This window comes from Methylobacterium sp. E-066 (assembly GCF_022829635.1).
In the GTDB taxonomy this organism is placed as follows: Bacteria; Pseudomonadota; Alphaproteobacteria; order Rhizobiales; family Beijerinckiaceae; genus Methylobacterium.
This window is the reverse complement of the sequence record NZ_JAKSYO010000090.1, coordinates 1-17,931: the sequence shown is the minus strand read 5'-3', so window position 1 is coordinate 17,931 and position 17,931 is coordinate 1. Positions and strand designations below refer to the sequence as shown.

The 17,931-nt window shown below is 71.9% G+C and carries 18 protein-coding genes; 9 read left to right on the top strand and 9 right to left on the bottom strand.

Annotated elements, in window-relative coordinates:
- Positions 1–232 precede the first annotated feature (232 nt).
- Positions 233–2,548, top strand: coding sequence for a transglycosylase SLT domain-containing protein (locus MKL20_RS11210; protein ID WP_244036775.1), 2,316 nt, complete (start codon positions 233–235; stop codon positions 2,546–2,548).
- A gap of 318 nt (positions 2,549–2,866) precedes the next feature.
- On the opposite strand, the gene MKL20_RS11205 is transcribed toward MKL20_RS11210, so the two are convergent.
- Together MKL20_RS11205 and MKL20_RS11200 are read right to left on the bottom strand one after the other, a co-directional pair.
- Positions 2,867–3,082 (bottom strand): hypothetical protein, encoded by a 216-nt coding sequence (locus MKL20_RS11205; RefSeq protein WP_243966796.1) that lies wholly within the window; start codon positions 3,080–3,082, stop codon positions 2,867–2,869.
- Positions 3,083–3,268: 186 nt separating this feature from the next.
- Positions 3,269–3,865: a thermonuclease family protein gene (locus MKL20_RS11200; RefSeq protein ID WP_244036730.1), complete on the bottom strand. Its 597-nt coding sequence runs from the start codon at positions 3,863–3,865 to the stop codon at positions 3,269–3,271.
- Positions 3,866–4,302: 437 nt separating this feature from the next.
- Here MKL20_RS11200 and MKL20_RS11195 point away from each other — a divergent pair, with 437 nt between their 5' ends.
- The 3 genes from MKL20_RS11195 to MKL20_RS11185 are packed head-to-tail and all read left to right on the top strand — an operon-like array spanning position 4,303 to position 6,647.
- Positions 4,303–4,608 carry a PepSY domain-containing protein gene (locus MKL20_RS11195; protein ID WP_244036729.1) on the top strand — a complete coding sequence of 102 codons (306 nt, stop codon included), beginning with the start codon at positions 4,303–4,305 and terminating at the stop codon, positions 4,606–4,608.
- Positions 4,609–4,623: 15 nt separating this feature from the next.
- The gene (locus MKL20_RS11190) at positions 4,624–5,286 is read left to right on the top strand and encodes a response regulator transcription factor (protein WP_244036728.1); all 663 of its coding nucleotides are present in this window, start codon (positions 4,624–4,626) and stop codon (positions 5,284–5,286) included.
- Complete coding sequence (locus tag MKL20_RS11185; protein WP_244036727.1) at positions 5,283–6,647, top strand: sensor histidine kinase; 1,365 nt, start codon at positions 5,283–5,285, stop codon at positions 6,645–6,647. Before MKL20_RS11190 ends, MKL20_RS11185 begins: the two co-directional genes overlap by 4 nt.
- Here the strand turns inward: MKL20_RS11185 and metW are convergent.
- From metW to MKL20_RS11160, 5 genes are all read right to left on the bottom strand, one after another.
- Positions 6,644–7,330, bottom strand: coding sequence for a methionine biosynthesis protein MetW (metW, locus tag MKL20_RS11180; RefSeq protein WP_243966774.1), 687 nt, complete (start codon positions 7,328–7,330; stop codon positions 6,644–6,646). The genes MKL20_RS11185 and metW overlap by 4 nt on opposite strands.
- A gap of 8 nt (positions 7,331–7,338) precedes the next feature.
- A complete protein-coding gene (locus tag MKL20_RS11175; protein WP_244036726.1) occupies positions 7,339–8,544 on the bottom strand; it encodes a homoserine O-acetyltransferase in 1,206 nt (401 codons plus the stop codon).
- Between the two features lie 168 nt (positions 8,545–8,712).
- Entirely contained in the window at positions 8,713–8,892 is a 180-nt protein-coding gene (locus MKL20_RS11170) for a hypothetical protein (RefSeq protein WP_243966751.1), read from the bottom strand.
- A 129-nt stretch (positions 8,893–9,021) separates the two neighbouring features.
- Positions 9,022–9,189, bottom strand: coding sequence for a hypothetical protein (locus MKL20_RS11165; protein ID WP_167367772.1), 168 nt, complete (start codon positions 9,187–9,189; stop codon positions 9,022–9,024).
- Between the two features lie 143 nt (positions 9,190–9,332).
- On the bottom strand, positions 9,333–9,629 hold the full coding sequence (locus MKL20_RS11160; RefSeq protein ID WP_244036725.1) for a hypothetical protein: 297 nt from the start codon (positions 9,627–9,629) through the stop codon (positions 9,333–9,335).
- A 195-nt stretch (positions 9,630–9,824) separates the two neighbouring features.
- On the opposite strand from MKL20_RS11160, the gene MKL20_RS11155 reads away from it, so the two are divergent.
- Together MKL20_RS11155 and MKL20_RS11150 are read left to right on the top strand one after the other, a co-directional pair.
- On the top strand, positions 9,825–10,940 hold the full coding sequence (locus tag MKL20_RS11155) for a pyridoxal phosphate-dependent aminotransferase (RefSeq protein ID WP_244036724.1): 1,116 nt from the start codon (positions 9,825–9,827) through the stop codon (positions 10,938–10,940).
- The gene (locus MKL20_RS11150; RefSeq protein ID WP_244036723.1) at positions 10,933–11,868 is read left to right on the top strand and encodes a prephenate/arogenate dehydrogenase family protein; all 936 of its coding nucleotides are present in this window, start codon (positions 10,933–10,935) and stop codon (positions 11,866–11,868) included. Before MKL20_RS11155 ends, MKL20_RS11150 begins: the two co-directional genes overlap by 8 nt.
- 176 nt (positions 11,869–12,044) lie before the next feature.
- On the opposite strand, the gene msrA is transcribed toward MKL20_RS11150, so the two are convergent.
- Complete coding sequence (gene msrA, locus MKL20_RS11145) at positions 12,045–12,761, bottom strand: peptide-methionine (S)-S-oxide reductase MsrA (protein ID WP_244036722.1); 717 nt, start codon at positions 12,759–12,761, stop codon at positions 12,045–12,047.
- A 163-nt stretch (positions 12,762–12,924) separates the two neighbouring features.
- On the opposite strand from msrA, the gene trpB reads away from it, so the two are divergent.
- Positions 12,925–14,166, top strand: coding sequence for a tryptophan synthase subunit beta (trpB, locus tag MKL20_RS11140; protein ID WP_244036721.1), 1,242 nt, complete (start codon positions 12,925–12,927; stop codon positions 14,164–14,166).
- A gap of 285 nt (positions 14,167–14,451) precedes the next feature.
- On the opposite strand, the gene MKL20_RS32960 is transcribed toward trpB, so the two are convergent.
- Complete coding sequence (locus MKL20_RS32960) at positions 14,452–14,973, bottom strand: helix-hairpin-helix domain-containing protein (RefSeq protein ID WP_313902716.1); 522 nt, start codon at positions 14,971–14,973, stop codon at positions 14,452–14,454.
- A 125-nt stretch (positions 14,974–15,098) separates the two neighbouring features.
- Here MKL20_RS32960 and MKL20_RS11125 point away from each other — a divergent pair, with 125 nt between their 5' ends.
- Both MKL20_RS11125 and MKL20_RS11120 read left to right on the top strand, forming a co-directional pair.
- Positions 15,099–16,943, top strand: a complete 1,845-nt coding sequence (locus MKL20_RS11125) for an ABC transporter ATP-binding protein (protein ID WP_244036720.1) — start codon at positions 15,099–15,101, stop codon at positions 16,941–16,943.
- Between the two features lie 138 nt (positions 16,944–17,081).
- Positions 17,082–17,931 (top strand): cell envelope integrity EipB family protein (locus MKL20_RS11120; RefSeq protein ID WP_244036719.1); only part of this gene is annotated, 850 nt, incomplete at its 3' end.

Sequence of the window (17,931 nt, the reverse complement as noted above, 5' to 3'; positions counted from 1 at the left end):
AGTATCAGCTGGGGTCTCGGCGGATGGGCTGGTCCCGGCGTTCGCGGCGCCGTGCGTCCCGCGCGCCCTTCGGCCGCGGACGGGCAGACATAGAAGGTCGCGCCACGGTGCGCAAACAGATCGTGGTCACGGTTTACGGGTTCTTAATGCCCCCGCGCCGATCTTCATTTCTTTCCACTCCGGTCGTGAGAAGGGGGGAAACGTGATCCGAGCCCAGTCGATCCGAGGTCCCCTGATCCGAGCGCTGGCCTCGACGCGCACGCCCCTGGCGGCGGCGGCCCTGGTCACGACGCTTGTCACGACCCTTGGGGTCGCGCTCGCCGGCCAAGCCGGCACCGACGCGCCCGCCTCGCAGCCGACGCCGCCCTCGACCGACGCCGCCCTGTCGCCGGCCCAGACCCGGAGCACGGAGGCCGAGGCGGTCGCCGATCCGGTCACCGCCGACGCGCTCAAGCTCGATCCGGCCCAGACCGCCAAGGGCTCCGACCGGGGCGAGGAAGCCGCCGGCAAGATCCCGGCCGCCGCTACCGCCTATGCCTCGGCCGATCCCGACGCCCCCGTGGCCTTCCCGCTGCCCGACGCGGCGGTGACCCCGGCGGCGCCGGTGCCCGAGGTCCCGGACCCGGGCAAGCCAAAAATCTCGGGCGACACCGACCCGACGCTGCTGCGCGGCGCCATCGACCTCTACCGCAAGGGCCGGGTCGCTGACGGCGACCGGATGCGCGACGGCTTCACCGATCCCGCGGCGAAGGCGCTGCTCGAATGGGTGGCGATCCGCGCCGGCGCCGGCATCGGCTTCGCCCGCACGGTGGCCTTCACCCGGGCCAACCCGACCTGGCCGGCCGGCCCGCTGCTGCGCCGCCGGGCCGAGGAGGCGCTGCTCTCCGAGCGCAAGCCCCCGGCCCTGGTCCGCGCCTTCTTCGCCACGGCCAAGCCGGTGAGCGCGCCGGGCAAGTTCGCCCTGGCGCTGGCGCTCCGGGCCGACGGCTATGACGGCGACGCCGCCGAGATCGTCCACGACCTGTGGCGCACCGAGAGTTTTGGGAAGAGCCTGGAGGCCAAGGTCCAGGACGCGTTCCCGGGGGTGCTCACCCGGATCGACCACCGCTACCGGATGGAGCGGGCGCTCCTGAAGGACGATTGGGAGAGCGCCGGCCGGGCGGCGGGCTACGCGGGCGGCGGCTATGCCAGCCTCGTGCGCGCCCGCCGGGCCGTGGAGGACAAGGCCGGCGGTCCGGCCGCCCTCGCGGCGGTACCGCCGTCGCTCCGGGGCGACGCCTCCTACATCTTCTCCCGGGCGCAGTATTTCCGCCGGGCCGACAAGCCCGAGGAGGCCGCCGCGGTGCTCGCCACCGCGCCGGTCAACCCGGACGTGCTGGTCGACGGCGACGAGTGGTGGGTCGAGCGCCGGATCGTGGCGCGCAAGCTCCTCGACCTCGGCGATGCCAAGACCGCCTTCACGGTGGCGAGCGGCCATGCGGCCCGCACCCCCGAGAAGCGGCTGGAGGCCGAGTTCCACGCCGGCTGGATCGCCCTGCGCTTCGCCGGCGACCCGGCCAGCGCCGCCCAGCACTTCGCCCGGATGGCGACCATCGCCGAGAGCCCGGTCTCGCTCGCCCGCGCCGCCTATTGGCAGGGCCGGGCGGCCGAGTCCCTCGGCCAGCACGACGTGGCAAAAACATTCTACGAGCGGGCCGCCCTGCAGCCGATCGCTTATTACGGCCAGGTCGCCCGGGCCAAGCTCGGCCAGACCAGCCTGCCCCTGCGCGCGCCGGCCGATCTCGAGGGCGTCGAGCGCCAGGCCTTCGAGGACCGGCTCTACATCCGGGCCCTGCGCATGCTCGGCGAGGCCGGGCTCAAGGACCTGGCGCTGCCGCTCTACATCGACGCCGCCCGGGACCTCGGCGACCCGCGCGAGATCCAGGCGCTCGGCGACCTCGCCACCGAGATGAAGGATGCCCGCGCCCTGGTGGCGATCGGCAAGCTCGCGGTGCAGCGCGGCCTGCCGCTGGACGCCCACGCCTATCCGACCATCGGCATCCCGACCTACGAGACGTTTTCGGCGGTGCCGCAGGTGGAGCGGGCCATGGTCTACGCCATCGCCCGGCAGGAGAGCCAGTTCGACCCCCGGGCCCAGTCAGGCGTCGGCGCCCGCGGCCTGATGCAGATGATGCCGGCCACCGCCCAGCGCACCGCCCGTCGGGTCGCCACGTCCTTCGACGTCGACCGCCTGACCAGCGACCCGGCCTACTGCGCCAAGCTCGGCCAGGCCCATCTCGGCGAGTTGATGGAGGATTGGCGCGGCTCCTACGTGCTCGCCTTCGCCTCCTACAATGCCGGCGGCGGCAACGTGAAGAAGTGGATCGACGCCTACGGCGACCCGCGCAAGGGCGAGGTCGACGTGATCGACTGGGTCGAGCGCATCCCGTTCACCGAGACCCGCAACTACGTGCAGCGGGTGATGGAGAACCTGCAGGTCTACCGCTCCCGCCTCGACGGCCGCAGCGCCTTGCTGATCGACGGGGATCTGCACCGCGGGGCGCGGTAGGGGATCGGGCGTTCCGCGCGGGGTGCGATGGTCACGCATCGGCTTGTGGTAGGCGCGGCGCTCTCTCCTTCCCCTTGTGGCTACGGGCTTACACAAGTTTGAGGCGCAGGCGTTGTTGCAGGCCGCGACGTGCCCCCTCTCCCGTGCGGGAGAGGGCTGGGGTGAGGGATGCGCCTTATCCGGAGGCAGCTGGCCCCTCACCCTGCCCCTCTCCCGCACGGGAGAGGGGACCCGCGCCTCAGTCGGGCATCGCCTGAGTTGACTGGTATCATCCGAACGAGCCAGCGCGTGGTCTTACCGCCGACCCCATCCTACTAATCAGCCCTGCTCGTCCTCGATGATGCCGCGCAGGGCGGTGAGGGCGCGTTCCCGGCCGGCGTCGGTCCTGATAGATGACCAGAGCCGCAGGCATTCTTGCATGTCGGCGGTGCCGAGCGACCCGCTGTCGCCGTTGAAGAAGCGGTCGACCGGGATGCCGAGAATGTCGGCGAGCGTCAGCAAGGTCTGGGTCCCCGGCTTCTCGGTACCGCTCATGAGGGACAATCCCCTTACCAGTATACGGTATAGTTTAACCAGTTTTATATTATATAAAATTGAATAAAAAATCAATCCTGCTATCTTTATAGGTTTCTAAGAAATACCATCCGCCGATCTGTGGGAGACCAAGCCCGCCAGCGTCCCGGCGGACGCCATCGGCTCGCCCGACACTCACGCCGCGGCTCATCCCGCATTCCGGAGCCCGGCCGCGTCGGCGCGCCGGCCGCGGCGCTCGGCCGGGTCCTGGAACACCCCGGACCACAGGCCGAGCCGCCGTCCCCAGGCCCGATCGGCGGCCGCCGTGTAGGTCGGCGCGGTCGTGCGATCGGGCACCGCGAGGCCGCGCGCCACCATCCAGGCCCCGAGATCCTCGTCGCCGACCCGGCAGAGCGCCGCCACCGCGCCATCGGATTCCGTCCCGCGCGGCTCGCAGGTGATGGCTTCGGTGCCGATATGGTCGGCCAGGGCCCGGGCCGCGTCCCGGCCGCAGCGATAGGGCCGGTCCTGCGCGTCCGAGCAGGTCTGGTCGGCATCGGGCGCCGCGATGCCGTAGAGGCTGACGCGGCGCGGGCCGACCATCACGGTCCCACCGTCGAGTACCCGGGCCGGGCCGTACAGGGTTTCGCCGGCCCGGGCCGGGGCGTGCCAGGCGAGGCCGCCGATCAGGAACGCCGCCAGCAGCGGCAGCCGCGAGCGCCGGGCGGCGGACTCGTCGGGGCAGAGCAGGGTGCCGGCGAGGCCGGCGGCACAGGCGAGGAGGGCACCGAGGATCAGGGACATGGGATCGCGTCTCCGGAAGAGGTCTGGCCCCCTTCTGCCGGAACCCCGCCCCGCGACCCTGACGGCGCCTGTCAGCCTCCCGTCAGGCTGTTCGCGCCATGCGATGCGGGATGACTTTACAGGGCCGGACCCCACCTCTGTTCGTGATGGTTGACCCGGTTCGCATTTCGCCTTGTGCAGGCCGCGACGCGCTCCTTCTCCCGTGCGGGCTACGACGTTCACACATCTCACTTCGATACCGTGCCGGTACCGGCAGATCCTGGTCCGGAAGGGCAGAGGCGCGCTCCCTCCCCCCTCTGCGGGGGAGGGAGAGCCGCGGTGTCGCTAGCGTATCCTGCCGACCCCGATGTGTGAATCCGCTAGCCCCTTGCGGGGAGGGGACCAGCACCTCGTCCGGAAACGTGTGATGCCAGGAGCCCCGTCATGACCGAGTTCGCATGATCCAGCCCCCATCCCGCCGCGCCGCGCTCCTGCTGCTCGCCTGCGCGGCCTGGCCCGCCCATGCCTCCGAGGATGCCGACCGCGCGCGCCGCGCCCTGGAGAAGGGCGAGATCCGCCCCCTCGACGAGGTCCTGCACGCCGCCCGCGAGGCCGTGCCGGGGGACGTGGTGGCGGTCGATCTCAAGCGCGACGATGGGCAGTGGCTGTACAAGCTGCGCATCCTCGGCGCCGACGGGAAGCGCCGGTCCGTGAAGGTCGATGCCGGCTCGCTCAAGATCCTGGACGAGGACGACGATGATTGAGGACGGGAGCCGGCCGTGCGCGTCCTAGTGGTCGAGGACGAGCCGCGCATCGCCGCGGACGTGAAGCACGGGCTCGAACAGGCCGGCTACGTCGCTGACGTGGTCGCGGACGGGGAGGCGGCGTGGTTCCGCGCCGAGACCGAGCCCTACGACGCCATGGTGCTCGATCTCGGCCTGCCGCGCCTCGACGGGCTCGGCGTGCTGCGCCGGCTGCGGACGGCCGAGGTGGCGCTGCCGGTGCTGATCCTCACCGCCCGGGACGGCTGGCGCGAGCGGGTCGAGGGCATCGATGCCGGCGCCGACGACTACCTGGTCAAGCCGTTCCGCATGGAGGAGCTGGTCGCGCGCCTGCGGGCGATCCTGCGGCGCACCGCCGGCCACGCCTCGCCGGTGCTCCGGACCGGGGACGTGGAACTCGACACCCGCACCCGGGCGGTGAGCGTCGCCGGCCGGCCGGCCGAACTGACCGCCCTCGAATACCGGCTCCTGGCCTTCCTGCTGCACCGGCAGGGCCAGGTCGTGCCGGCGGGCGAGGTTCTGGACCATCTCCACGGGGTCGGCACCGAGCGCGAGGCCAACGCCCTCGAAGCGCTCCTGACCCGCCTGCGCCGCAAGCTCGGGCCGGGGGTGATCGAGACCCGCCGCGGCCAGGGCTACCGTGTCCCGGAGGCGCCGTGAGGCGCGACTCCCTGCGGCTGCGGCTGGGGCTCGCGGCGGCGGCCCTGATCGCGCTCGCCCTGCTGCTCGCCGGCGCCGGCCTCACCGTGATCCTCGACCAGGTGCTCGACGCCCGCACCGCCGACGAGCTCGACCGGACCGCCAAGCTCATCGCCGGCCGGGTCAACCTCGCCCCGGACGGGAGCCCGACCGTCTCCCGGGAGCCGCCGGACCCGCGCTTCGCCACGCCCTATGGCGGCCTGTACTGGCAGGTGGAGGCGGGAAGCCAGATCCTGCGCTCGCGCTCCCTCTGGGACAAGCGCCTCGACCTCGGGCCCACCGCCGGCGACGCGCCCACGACCGTCGAGGCCACCGGGCCGGATGGCGGCCGGCTGATCGCCATCGTCCGCCCCCTGGAGATCGGTCCGCGGGGTGCCGAGACCGGCTTGCGGGTGATCGTGGCCGAGGACCGGCGCGACTTGGCAGCGAGCCGCGCCACCTTCCTGCGCCTGCTGGTCCCGGCGCTCGCGGCCCTGTTCGTGGTGCTGACCCTGGCCCTGTGGCTGTTCGTGCACCGGGCGCTGGCGCCGTTCCGGGTGCTGCAGCAGGATCTCGGCGCGGTCCATGCCGGGACGCGGACCCGGCTGCCCGAGCAGTTCCCCGACGAGGTCCGGCCGCTGGTGGCCGACCTCAACCGGCTGCTCGACGCGCAGGAGCGCGCCCTGGTCCGGGCGCGCGCCGCGGCGGCCGACATGGCCCACGGCCTCAAGACGCCGCTCGCCGTCCTCGACGCCCTGGCGCGCCGGACCGGGCCGGCCGATCCCGGCCTGTCGGCGGAGATCGCCGAGCAGGCCCGCGCGATGGGGGGCCAAGTCGAGCGCGCGCTGGCCCGCGCCCGGATCGCGGCGGCCGGCGACCTGCGGCGGCGGACCTGCCGGGTCGCCCCGGTGGCCGAGCGGCTGGTCGCGACCATGCGCCGGCTGCCGGAGGGCGATTCGCTGGCCTGGGAGATCGCCGTGCCGGACGCGCTCGCCTATCCGGGGGACGAGGGCGAGCTGATGGAGGTGCTGGGCAACCTCCTCGACAACGCCCGCAAATGGGCGCACCGGCGGGTCCGGGTAGCCGGGGCGGCGGATGGCGGCGGCTCACGGCTCACGGTCGAGGATGACGGCCCCGGCATGAGCGAGGCCGCGATCGCCGGCATCGGCCGCGGCCAGCGCTGGGACGAGAGCCGCCCGGGCACCGGCTTCGGCATCGCCATCGCCCGGGACGTGGCCGAAGCCGCGGGCGCCCAGCTCGCCTTCGGACGCTCGGAGATGGGCGGCCTGCGGGCCACGCTGACTTGGACGGAGCCGGCGGACGGCGGAAGGCCGGGGCGCTAATCCGCCCCGCGCCGGAGCAAGAACACGCCTTGCGCGCCGAACAGGTTCCACACCCACCAGGGCATGGAGAACCGCATCGGCCGGCCGCTGGCGTCCAGCGCCGTGGCGGTCTCGATCTGCGCGCCGATCAGGCGGCACAGGCCGACGAAGTCGCGGATCGTGCAATGGTGGATGTTGGGCGTCTCCCACCAGGCGTCCGGCATGATCTCGGTGACCGGCATCCGGCCGCGCAAGGCCAGTTCCGACCGGACCCGCCAATGCCCGAAATTCGGGAACGAGATGATCACCTGCCGGCCGATGCGCAGCAGGTGCTCCAGCACGATCCGCGGATTGCGGGTCGCCTGGATGGTCTGGGACAGCACGACCACGTCGAAGGCGTCGTCGGGGTAATTTTCCAGGTCCGTGTCGGCGTCCCCCTGGATCACCGACAGGCCGCGGGCGAGGCAGGCATTCACGCCGTCGCGGGAGAGCTCGATCCCGCGCCCGTCGATGCTGCGGCGGTCGCGCAGCAGCGCCAGCAGGGAGCCGTCGCCGCAGCCGATATCGAGCACCCGGGCGCTCGGCGGCACCAGACCCAGCACGACGATGTGGTCGACCCGGGCGCCGTTGCCCTCGGCGGTGCGGGGCAGGGCGTCGGTGGTCTGCCAGGGCGCGGTGTTGCCCGGAGAGCCTTTGAACAGCATCGAGCCGCTCATAATCCGCGCGCCCGGGCGGCGGCGTCGATGAAGCCGCGGGCGGCCGAGAACATCGCCGGCTCGTCGAGCAGGAAGGCGTCGTGGCCCTTGTCGGTCTCGACCTCCACGAAGGCGACCGGGGCCGCGGCGGCGTTGAGCGCGTGCACGATCACCCGCGACTCGGAGGTCGGGAACAGCCAGTCGGAGGTGAACGAGATCACGCAGAACCGGGTCTTGATCCCCTGGAACGCCTTGGCCAGCGCGCCGCCATGGTCCTCGGCGAGGTCGAAATAGTCCATCGCCCGGGTCAGGTAGAGATACGCGTTGGCGTCGAACCGCTCCACGAAGCTCAGGCCCTGGTGGCGCAGGTAGCTCTCGATCTGGAAGTCGGCGTTGAACGAGAAGGTCGGCGCCGAGCCGCCCTGGAAGCGCCGGCCGAACTTCCGGTGCAGCGCCGGCTCGGACAGGTAGGTGATGTGCGCACCCATCCGGGCGACGCCGAGCCCCTTGGACGGCCGGGTGCCCGCCTCGAGATAGCGCCCGTCGGCCCAGGCGGGATCCGCCATGATCGCCTGCCGGCCGACCTCGTGGAACGCGATGTTCTGCGCGGAATGGCGGGGCCCGGTGGCGATCGGCATCGCGGCGAAGACCCGCTCGGGGTACAGGGCCGCCCATTGCAGCACCTGCATCCCGCCCATCGAGCCGCCGATGCACAGGAACAGGTCGCGCACGCCGAGACGCTCCAGCAGCATCGCCTGGGCCCGGACCATGTCGCGGATCGTCACCAGCGGGAAGTTCAGGCCGTAGGGCCGCCCAGTCGCGGGATCGATCGAGGCCGGGCCGGTGGAGCCCATGCAGGACCCGATCACGTTCGAGCAGACGACGAAGTAGCGGTCGGTGTCCACCGGCTTGCCGGGGCCGACCAGGGTCTCCCACCAGCCCGGCTTGCCGGTGAGCGGATGCGTATGGGCGAAATACTGGTCGCCGGTGAGCGCGTGGCAGATCAGCACCGCGTTCGTGCCCGCGGCGTTGAGGGTGCCGGCGGTCTGGTAGGCGATCTGGAAGGGCGCGAGTTCGACGCCGGCATCGGTCAGCAGCGGCGTGTCCGCGCCGAAGCGCATGACCAGGCTCTTCGGGTCGAGCGCCTGCGAGGGCTCCGACAGGCGCCCGGCCGTCTCGTCGATCGGGTCCGGCCGCAGCGCGGTATCCGGTTGGGTATCCATGCGGGACTTGACGACCGTCTGTCGGCGATCCCGGTCCGCGGCGAGGGAGCGCGGTGCCGCGTGACGCGCCGCACTCGCCCGACGCGGCCAGCGAGACCGGGAGGTAATGCTCCGGGGGGCGAGCGTCAACGCGCCCGGTATGGGCAGGAGTGCCGGGTCGCCTCCGGCTCAGGCGAGCGGGGCCGCCATCAACGCCAGCCCGAGAGCCGGGAGCCCGAGCGCCAAGGCCGCGCGGGCGTCCAGCCGGTCGGCGCGGACGCCGCCGCGCCAGCTCCGGCTCGCAACGCTCTCGACGCAGAGCCCGGTCAGGACGAGCGCGCAGCCGACGATCGCCTGGATCGAAACCATGGGAACCTCACCGAGCCGGCCGCGCCGCGGAACGCGGCCCAGGATCACGGCTGGTGAAGTGTGAAGCGGGCCTGCCGGTTCCTCCGGCACGTCATCGTGAAGGCGGGGTGTCGCTTTCGGGGCAAGCCCTCAGCGGATGGCGACCGCGCAGGCGAAAAAGACCATGGCGGCGCCGACCGCGGTGATGCAGCCGTTCGTCCACGCGGAGGCGTCAGCCCGGCGCATTCGACAATCGGCGGCCACCGAGGTGAGGATCCCGATCAGGAACAGGCTGCAGGGGATCAGGTCGCCGGGCATATGGATCCGTCCAGGGGAACGCGGGGCGCGACGCGCCCGACGCGGCCCCTTCTCCTGGATCAACAGGCCGAAACGTGGCGAGTGCCCCGCGGCATTTGCGCGTCGCCGCTTTGCCGCGGCGCGGGGCCTCGCCTCGCCAAGCTCTAAAGCGTGGCCGCGCTTGGGGGCGTCTCGAAATCCTCTGGCCCCATGTCGAGCAGGTCGTTCGGGGTCTCGGTCTTGTCGTAGGCGGCGCTGGCCGCGGCCTCGATCGCCGCCTGGTTCTGGGCGAACAGGTCGAGGGGCGCGATGTCGGCGCCGCCGCCGAAATGCTGGCGCAGCACGGGGATCGGCACGTCGATCCCGATCACCCGCTCGCCGTTGGTCATCGCGAACCGGATCAGGCTCTCGTCGGCGGGCAGGATATGGGCGCCGCCATCCAGGTAACGTGTGAGGGGCATGGGATCGGTCCTTCTCGCAAGCGGGATCCTGAGAGACATAGCGAGGTCCCACCGACCAACCAGAGCGTGCCCAATCCCGGCAGCAACTTAACCGTCGGGTGCGGCCCGGCCCCTCCGGCTTCACCGGCGGCGGAAATGCTGTAGACGGACGCGGGAATCCAAAGAACCCCGCACGCGCATCCGAGTCGCCCTGCTATGTCCGCCCCCACCCCCGTCCGCCCGGAACCGCGCCCCGGAATCCTGGCGATCGACACCTACGTGCCCGGCAAGAGCGGGCGGCCCGGCGGCGGCAAGGTCCACAAGCTGTCGGCCAACGAGACTCCGCTCGGCCCGAGCCCGGTGGCGCTCGCAGCACTCCACGAGGCCACCGCCAAGCTGGAGATCTACCCGGATGGGCAGGCGACGGCCCTGCGCACGGCCATAGCCCAACGCTACGGGCTCGATCCGGCGCGGATCGTCTGCGGCGTCGGCTCGGGCGAACTGCTGTCGCTGCTTTCCTACGCATATTGCGGGCCTGGCGCCGAGGGCATCTATTCCGAGCACGGATTCCTGACCTACCCGATCGTGATCAACGCTTCGGGCGGCACGCCCGTGGTGGCGCCGGAACGCGACCTCACCACCGATGTCGACGCGATCCTGGCCCGGGTCACCGAGCGGACCCGGATCGTCTACGTCAGCAACCCGAACAACCCGACCGGCACCTACCTGCCGTTCGACGAGATCCGCCGCCTGCACGCCGGCCTGCCGCCCAACGTGCTGCTGGTGATCGACGGCGCCTATGCCGAATACGTGCGGGCGAACGACTACTCGGCCGGGCTCGAACTCGCGCTCGAATCCGAGAACGTCGTGATGACTCGGACCTTCTCGAAGATCTACGGCCTCGCCGCCGTGCGGATCGGCTGGATGCTCGCCCCGGCCCATGTGGCGGATTCGGTCAACCGCATCCGCGGCCCGTTCAACGTCTCGGGGCCGGCCATCGCGGCGGGCGCGGCCGCCATCGCCGACGAGGCGCACATGGCGGCCGCCGCCGCCCACAACGCCGAATGGCTGCCGAAACTCACCGACGGCGCTCGGGCGCTCGGGCTGACCGTGACGCCGAGCGTCGCCAACTTCGTGCTGATCCACTTCCCCGACGCGCCGGGCCGCTCGGCCGCGGACGCCGACGATTTCCTCACCGAGCGCGGGCTGATCACCCGCCGGGTTGCCGCCTACGGGCTGCCCAACGCCCTGCGGGTGACGGTGGCGGGGGCCGAGGCCAACGAGGCCTTCCTGGCGGCGCTCGGCGACTTCGTGCGGGGGGCGCATGCCTGAGGCCGCGACCCCGCCCATCGGGCGCCTCACCATCGTCGGGCTCGGGCTGATCGGCTCCTCGATCGCCCGGGCCGCCCGCCGCTACAATCTCGCCGGCACGATCGTCGCCCTGGACCGGGACGAGGCCGTGCGCGCCCGGGTCGCCGAGCTCGGCATCGCCGATCGCGTCACCGGCGACCCGCGGGAGGGCGCCACCGACGCCGATCTCGTGATCCTGTGCGTGCCGGTGGGTGCCATCGGGGCGGCGGCGGCCGAGCTGGCGCCGTACCTGAAGCCCGGCGCGATCGTGTCGGATGTCGGCTCGGTCAAGGGCGCCGTCGTGGCGGCGATCCAGCCGCACCTGCCCGCGGGCGTCGCCCTGGTCCCCGGCCACCCGATCGCCGGCACCGAGTTCTCGGGGCCAGATGCGGGCTTCGCGACCCTGTTCCAGGGCCGCTGGTGCATCCTCACGCCCCCCGAGGGCACCGACCCGGCGGCGGTGGAGCGGGTGCGCGCCCTGTGGGCGGGCATGGGCGCCAATGTCGAGACCATGAGCGCCGAGCATCACGACCACGTGCTGGCGATCACCAGCCACCTGCCGCACCTGATCGCCTACAACATCGTCGGCACCGCCGCGGACCTCGAATCGGCGACCCAGTCCGAGGTGATCAAGTTCTCGGCCAGCGGATTCCGGGATTTCACCCGCATCGCCGCCTCCGACCCGACCATGTGGCGCGACATCTTCCTCAACAACCGCGAGGCGGTGCTGGAGATGCTCGGCCGGTTCAACGAGGACCTCTCGGCGCTCGCCAAGGCGGTGCGCTGGGGCGACGGCGACGCGCTCCACGCGATGTTCACCCGCACCCGGGCGATCCGGCGCAGCATCGTGGCTCAGGGCCAGGAGACCGCAGCGCCAGATTTCGGCCGGCCACGGCCGCCGGAGGCGTAGGGCGACAGACGGCTCATCCCACCCGTGCCCTCATCCTGAGGTGCCGCGTAGCGGCCTCGAAGGAGCCCTCCAGCCGGCCGCGCGATCCCTGGAGGCCTCCTTCGAGGCCTCCGCTTCGCTCCGTCACCTCAGGATGAGGGGGATTGGGTGGGATGGCCGTCGCCGCCCCCCCAACCTCACGCCGGCGGCCGGTTCACCAGCACCGGCTGGGGCGCCGTCCGCTCCGGAAACAGCTGCTTCAGCGCCTCCAGCTTCGGCGCGTCGTTGGCGGCGATGTAGGGGTGGCCCGGGTGCTGGGCCATGAAGTCCTGGTGGTAGCCTTCCGCCGGGTAGAACGCCGCGCCCGGCTCGATCCGGGTGGCGATGGGTTGGGCATAGGCCTTGGCCGCCTCGAGCTGCGCGATGTAGGCTCGCGCGATCCGGGCCTGCTCGGCATCCTGCGGGAATAGCGCCGAGCGGTATTGCCGCCCGCTATCGGGCCCCTGGCGGTCCACCTGCGTCGGGTCGAGGGCCACCGAGAAGAAGATCCGCAGCAGTTCGTCGTAGCGGATCACGGCCGGGTCGTAGGTGACCGCCACCGCCTCGGCATGGTCGGTGCCGCCGCGGCTGACGGTGTTGTAATCCGCGTCGGCGGCCGTGCCCCCGGCATAGCCCGAGACCGCGCCGGTCACCCCGCGCACGTGCTGGAACACGCCCTGCACGCCCCAAAAGCAGCCGCCCGCGAACACCGCCACGCGGGCGCCCGGCGCCTCGCTCGCCTGGGTCACGGCCTCGGGCAGGCGCCGCGGCGCCTCCTCGGCGAAGGCGGCCAAGCGGGGCAGCAGCAGCACCCCGGCGAGGCCGAGCCCGAGGGCCGCCCCGAGGAGCGGGCGGATGGTGTCGCGAAAAGCCATGATTGTCCTCGTGGGCGATCCTCAAGACCTGACCGCGAGTTCGTCATCCGGGGCGCACGGGTTACAGGTCGCAAGTGACGGGGCTCGGGGCCGCATTGCGGCGGCGCCCGCATGGGTCTAGGCACCCGGCAACAGATCGATCGTCGTCCGGAAGGACCTGCCCGTGACCATCGCCCCCGAACCGAACTCCTTCCGCACCGGCCCCGACGAGCGCGGCCGCTTCGGCATCTTCGGCGGCCGGTTCGTCGCCGAGACGCTGATGCCGCTGATCCTCGAGCTGGAGGCGGCCTACGAGGCGGCGAAGGTCGATCCCGCCTTCGCGGCCGACATGGCGAGCTACGGCACCCACTATATCGGCCGGCCGAGCCCGCTCTACTACGCCGAGCGCCTGACCGAGCACCTCCGCGCCCAGGCACCCACCGGGCAGGGCGCCAAGGTCTATTTCAAGCGCGAGGAGCTGAACCATACCGGCTCCCACAAGGTGAACAACGTGCTCGGCCAGATCCTGCTGGCCCGGCGCATGGGCAAGCCGCGGATCATCGCCGAGACCGGCGCCGGCCAGCACGGTGTTGCCACCGCGACGCTGTGCGCGCGGTTCGGCCTGAAATGCGTCGTCTACATGGGCGCGGTCGACGTCGCCCGGCAGGCGCCCAACGTGTTCCGGATGAAGATGCTCGGCGCCGAGGTGATCCCGGTGGAATCCGGCACCAAGACCCTCAAGGACGCGATGAACGAGGCCCTGCGCGACTGGGTCACCAACGTCGCCGACACGTTCTACTGCATCGGCACCGTGGCCGGCCCGCACCCGTACCCGGCCATGGTCCGCGACTTCCAGTCGGTGATCGGCCGCGAGACCCGGGAGCAGATGCTCGCGCAGGAAGGCCGCCTGCCGGATTCGCTGATCGCCTGCATCGGCGGCGGCTCCAACGCCATGGGGCTGTTCCACCCGTTCCTGGACGACCGCGAGGTCGAGATCTTCGGGGTCGAGGCCGCCGGCCACGGGGTCGAGTCCGGCTTGCACGCCGCCTCGCTCACGGGCGGCAAGCCGGGGGTGCTGCACGGCAACCGCACCTACCTGCTGATGGACGCGGACGGGCAGATCTCCGACGCGCACTCGATCTCGGCCGGCCTCGATTATCCCGGCATCGGCCCCGAGCACGCCTGGCTGCACGAGATGGGCCGCGTGCAGTACCTCTCGGCCACCGATTCCGAGACCCTGGAGGCGTTCAAGCTCTGCTCGATGCTGGAGGGGATCATCCCGGCCCTGGAGCCGGCCCACGCCCTGGCTCGGGTGCTGGACATCGCGCCCCAGCGCCCGGCCGATCACCTGATGGTGCTCAACATGTCCGGCCGGGGCGACAAGGACATCCCGCAGGTCGCGGAGATCTTTGGGACGAAGCTCTGAAGCTTTTGGGACTGGGACCTATCCCATCCACGACCTCATCCTGAGGTGGCGCAGCGAAGCGAAGCCCTCGAAGGAGCCCTCCTTCGAGGTCGCTGCGCGGCACCTCAGGATGAGGGGAGGGTTTGGGAGGGCCGGAATGCGGGTCGCAGCCCCATCGTCATTGCGAGCGCAGCGAAGCAACCTAGGGCAGCGCGCGATCAACGGATGTGGCGTGTCCCTGGGTCGCTTCGCTGCGCTCGCGATGACGGCCTGAATCCAAACCATCGCAGACGCACCGCGCCGACCTCACCGCACCGTCACTTGATCCTTGATCTTCTCGTACACGGCCCGGCTGAGGACGCGCTTCGACAGGAGCTGGTCCACGGAGGTGTAGGGGCGCTTGGCGGTGATCGCCCGGCCGATCGCGCCGCCGCCCCGGAGCCTGTTGAGGTCGGCCACCGAGGCGGTGTTCAGGTCGAGGAGGGCGAGCGCCCGGGGACCGGCATTGTCCTCGGCCTGGTCGATCTCAGCCTGGCCCTGCTGGACCGGCTCGGACGGAAAGGCGAGGGCGTCGGACGGCATCTGGGCGGGGCGCGAGGCGGCCGACCCCGGGGGCGGGGAGGACGGCTGCGGCGCCGGTTCCGGAGCCGGCGGGGGGGCCGGCGGCGCGATCGGCTCAGGGAGCGTGCTGGGCGCCTCGGCCACCGGGGCGGGATCCGGCGCGGGGGTGCGGCTCGGACTCGGCAGCAGGAATTGCACCACCGCCGCCAGGATCCCGGCCAGGATCAAGATGACGGAAATTCTCAGGATTGCAGGACCACTCAGCACGCGTCACTCGGCGATGAAATTACACTCTTCAGGCCTCAGATAATGCGCTCCCCACCCGCCGGCCAATCGGACGACAGCCCCCTGAGCCGGACCATCGACAGGCGATCCGCCAGGACCGGCCGCCGGTGAGCGTTCGGATCGCCCGCCTCGGCGAGCGCCTCGGGGCGCTGCGCTACCTGCCGGCCTTGTTCCGCGAGATCGCCGCCGCGAGCCCGCGCCTGCTCGCGGCGAGCTTAGGCTTGCGCCTGGTGGCGGCCTGCCTGCCGATCCTGTCGCTCTACCTCGCCAAGCTGATCCTCGACGGGATCGTGGCCGAGCACGCCCGTCCGGCGCCGGCGGCGGGACTTTCGGACTGGCTCGCCGATCCCGGCCGGGCGCGGCTCGCCCTGCTGGTGGCGGCCGAGCTCGGGCTCGCTTTGCTGTCCGACCTCACCGGTCGGCTCGCCAACCTCACCGAGACCTTGATCGGCGACCTCTACGCCAACGCCGCCTCCCTGCGGCTGATGGCGCACGCCGCCTCCCTGGACCTCGCGCAGTTCGAGGACAGCGCCCAGCAGGACCGGCTGGAGCGGGCGCGCCGGCAGGTCAGCGGCCGCACCGGGCTGATCGGCACGGTGTTCGGGCAGTTCCAGGCTCTGGTGACCCTCGCCTCGCTCACCGCCGGGGTGGCGGCCTTCACGCCCTGGCTGGTGGTGCTGATCGCCGCCGCCCTGGTGCCGGCTTTGCTCAACGAGTGGCACTTCACCAAGGCCGGCTATCGCCTGGCCTGGATCCGCAGCCCGGAGCGGCGCAGGATCGACTACCTGCGCTACCTCGGCGCCAGCGTCGAGACCGCCAAGGAGGTGAAGCTCTTCGGCCTCTCGGGCTACATCACGGCGCTGTACGGCGGCCTCGCGGAAAACCTGCTCGCCGAGAACCGGGCGCTGGCCACCGCCCGGGCGCGCTGGGGCTTCGCCTTCGCGAGCCTCGGGACGCTGGCCTATTACGCCGCCTACGCGGTGATCGTCTGGCGGACCGTGGCCGGCGCGTTCTCGATCGGCGACCTCGCCTTCCTGGCCGGCGCGTTCCAGCGCCTGCGCGGCGGCATCGAGGGGCTGCTGCTGGGCCTCACCCAGATCAGCGGCCAGGCGCAGTATCTCGACGATTTCTTCTCGTTCTTCGCGATCCGGCCGGAGATCCGCTCGCCCGCGCATCCGGTCCCGGTGCCGAGCCCGATCCGCGAAGGGCTGGTGTTCGAGGCTGTCGGCTACCGCTATCCCGGCACCGAGACCTGGGCCCTGCGCGGCCTGTCCTTCGCGGTGCGGGCCGGGGAGACCGTGGCGCTCGTCGGCGGCAACGGCGCCGGCAAGACCACGATCGTCAAGCTGATGACCCGGCTCTACGACCCGCACGAGGGGCGGGTGCTCCTCGATGGGCTGCCGCTGGCCGCCTACGACCTCGACGATCTCCGGGCCCGGGTCGCGGCGATCTTCCAGGACTTCGTCCGGTTCGACCTCACAGCGGGCGAGAACGTCGCGGTGGGCCGGATCGCGGCGGCCGAGGACCGGGACCGGATCGCGGCGGCCGCGGCGCGGGGGCTCGCCGCCCCGGTGATCGAGCGCCTGCCGGAGGGCTACGCCCAGCCGCTCGGCAAGCGCTTCGCCGGCGGCGTCGACCTGTCGGGGGGCGAGTGGCAGAAGGTCGCCCTGTCCCGGGCCTATATGCGCGAGGCCGAGATCCTGATCCTCGACGAGCCGACCGCGGCCTTGGACGCGCGGGCCGAGCACGACGTGTTCGCCCGGTTCCGGGAGCTGTCGGCCGGGCGCACGACGGTGCTGATCTCGCACCGGTTCTCGACGGTGCGCATGGCCGACCGGATCCTGGTCCTGGAGGGTGGCCGGGTGCTGGAAGAGGGCAGCCACGCCACGCTGATGGGGCAGGGCGGCCGCTACGCCGAGCTGTTCACCCTGCAGGCCCAGGGCTACCGGTAAACGTCGTGGTTTCGAAAGGTCCGGGACCTTTCGCGGGTCCAGGGCAGCGCCCTGGTCTATCGGGGCTCTGCCCCGATGCCCGAGGATTGCCCCTTTCGCGGCGCCTGCTATCTGGCGGACCTTGAACCGGGATTATTCATGCGCCTCTCGCATCTCCTGACGGCCGGCCTGCTCGTCTCCGCCTGGGGGGCGCAGGCTGCGCCGGCCGTCGCCGAACCGCCGGCCCCCGCGGCCAAGGCCGAGGCCCCCGCGCCGGCGCAGGAGATCGTGCTGGCCAACCACCGGGCGGTCTACGACCTGTCGCTCGCCGAGGGCGGCGGCACCCGCTCGGTGGAGAGCGCCCGCGGCCGCATCGTGATCGATTTCCGGGGCGATGCCTGCCGCGGCTACACCATGCTGACCCGGCAGGTGACGGAGCTCTCCTCCGGCGAGAGCGGGCCGCGCCTGTCGGACATGCGCAGCACCACCTTCGAGGGCGGCAAGGGCCGGGAGTTCCGGTTCAAGACCACCACGCTGACCAACAACCAGCCCGCCGCCCCGGTGGACGGCACCGCCTCGGAGCAGGGCGACGGCGTGACCGTGAAGCTGAAGGGCGCCAAGTCCTTCACCGTGGAGGGGCCGGTGCTGTTCCCGAGCGAGCACATGCGCCACCTGATCGAGGCGGCCCGCGCCGGCCAGGCGACCCTGTCGGCCAAGGTGTTCGACGGCTCCGACGACGGCAAAAAGATCTACGACACCTTCGCGGTGATCGGCCATGCCGGCACCGGCCCGGCCGCGGACACCGCCCGGGACAAGCCCCTGCGGGACGGACCGCTCGCCGGCATGCCGCACTGGCCGGTGCGGCTGAGCTACTACACGCCCGGGGTGGGCGAGCGGACGCCGATCTACACCCTCGGCTTCGATCTCTACGAGAACGGGGTCAGCGGCGCGCTCAAGCTCGATTACGGCGAGTTCGCCATCCTGGGCGACATGACGGCCCTCGACATCG

Excerpts from the sequence above, each read along its gene's own strand:
- MKL20_RS11205 (WP_243966796.1), bottom strand. The coding sequence starts at position 3,082 with ATGAGCGGTACCGAGAAGCCGGGGACCCAGACCTTGCTGACGCTCGCC.
- MKL20_RS11200 (WP_244036730.1), bottom strand. The coding sequence starts at position 3,865 with ATGTCCCTGATCCTCGGTGCCCTCCTCGCCTGTGCCGCCGGCCTCGCC.
- MKL20_RS11195 (WP_244036729.1), top strand. The coding sequence starts at position 4,303 with ATGATCCAGCCCCCATCCCGCCGCGCCGCGCTCCTGCTGCTCGCCTGC.
- metW (WP_243966774.1), bottom strand. The coding sequence starts at position 7,330 with ATGCTGTTCAAAGGCTCTCCGGGCAACACCGCGCCCTGGCAGACCACC.
- MKL20_RS11175 (WP_244036726.1), bottom strand. The coding sequence starts at position 8,544 with ATGGATACCCAACCGGATACCGCGCTGCGGCCGGACCCGATCGACGAG.
- MKL20_RS11170 (WP_243966751.1), bottom strand. The coding sequence starts at position 8,892 with ATGGTTTCGATCCAGGCGATCGTCGGCTGCGCGCTCGTCCTGACCGGG.
- MKL20_RS11165 (WP_167367772.1), bottom strand. The coding sequence starts at position 9,189 with ATGCCCGGCGACCTGATCCCCTGCAGCCTGTTCCTGATCGGGATCCTC.
- MKL20_RS11160 (WP_244036725.1), bottom strand. The coding sequence starts at position 9,629 with ATGCCCCTCACACGTTACCTGGATGGCGGCGCCCATATCCTGCCCGCC.
- MKL20_RS11155 (WP_244036724.1), top strand. The coding sequence starts at position 9,825 with ATGTCCGCCCCCACCCCCGTCCGCCCGGAACCGCGCCCCGGAATCCTG.
- MKL20_RS11150 (WP_244036723.1), top strand. The coding sequence starts at position 10,933 with ATGCCTGAGGCCGCGACCCCGCCCATCGGGCGCCTCACCATCGTCGGG.
- msrA (WP_244036722.1), bottom strand. The coding sequence starts at position 12,761 with ATGGCTTTTCGCGACACCATCCGCCCGCTCCTCGGGGCGGCCCTCGGG.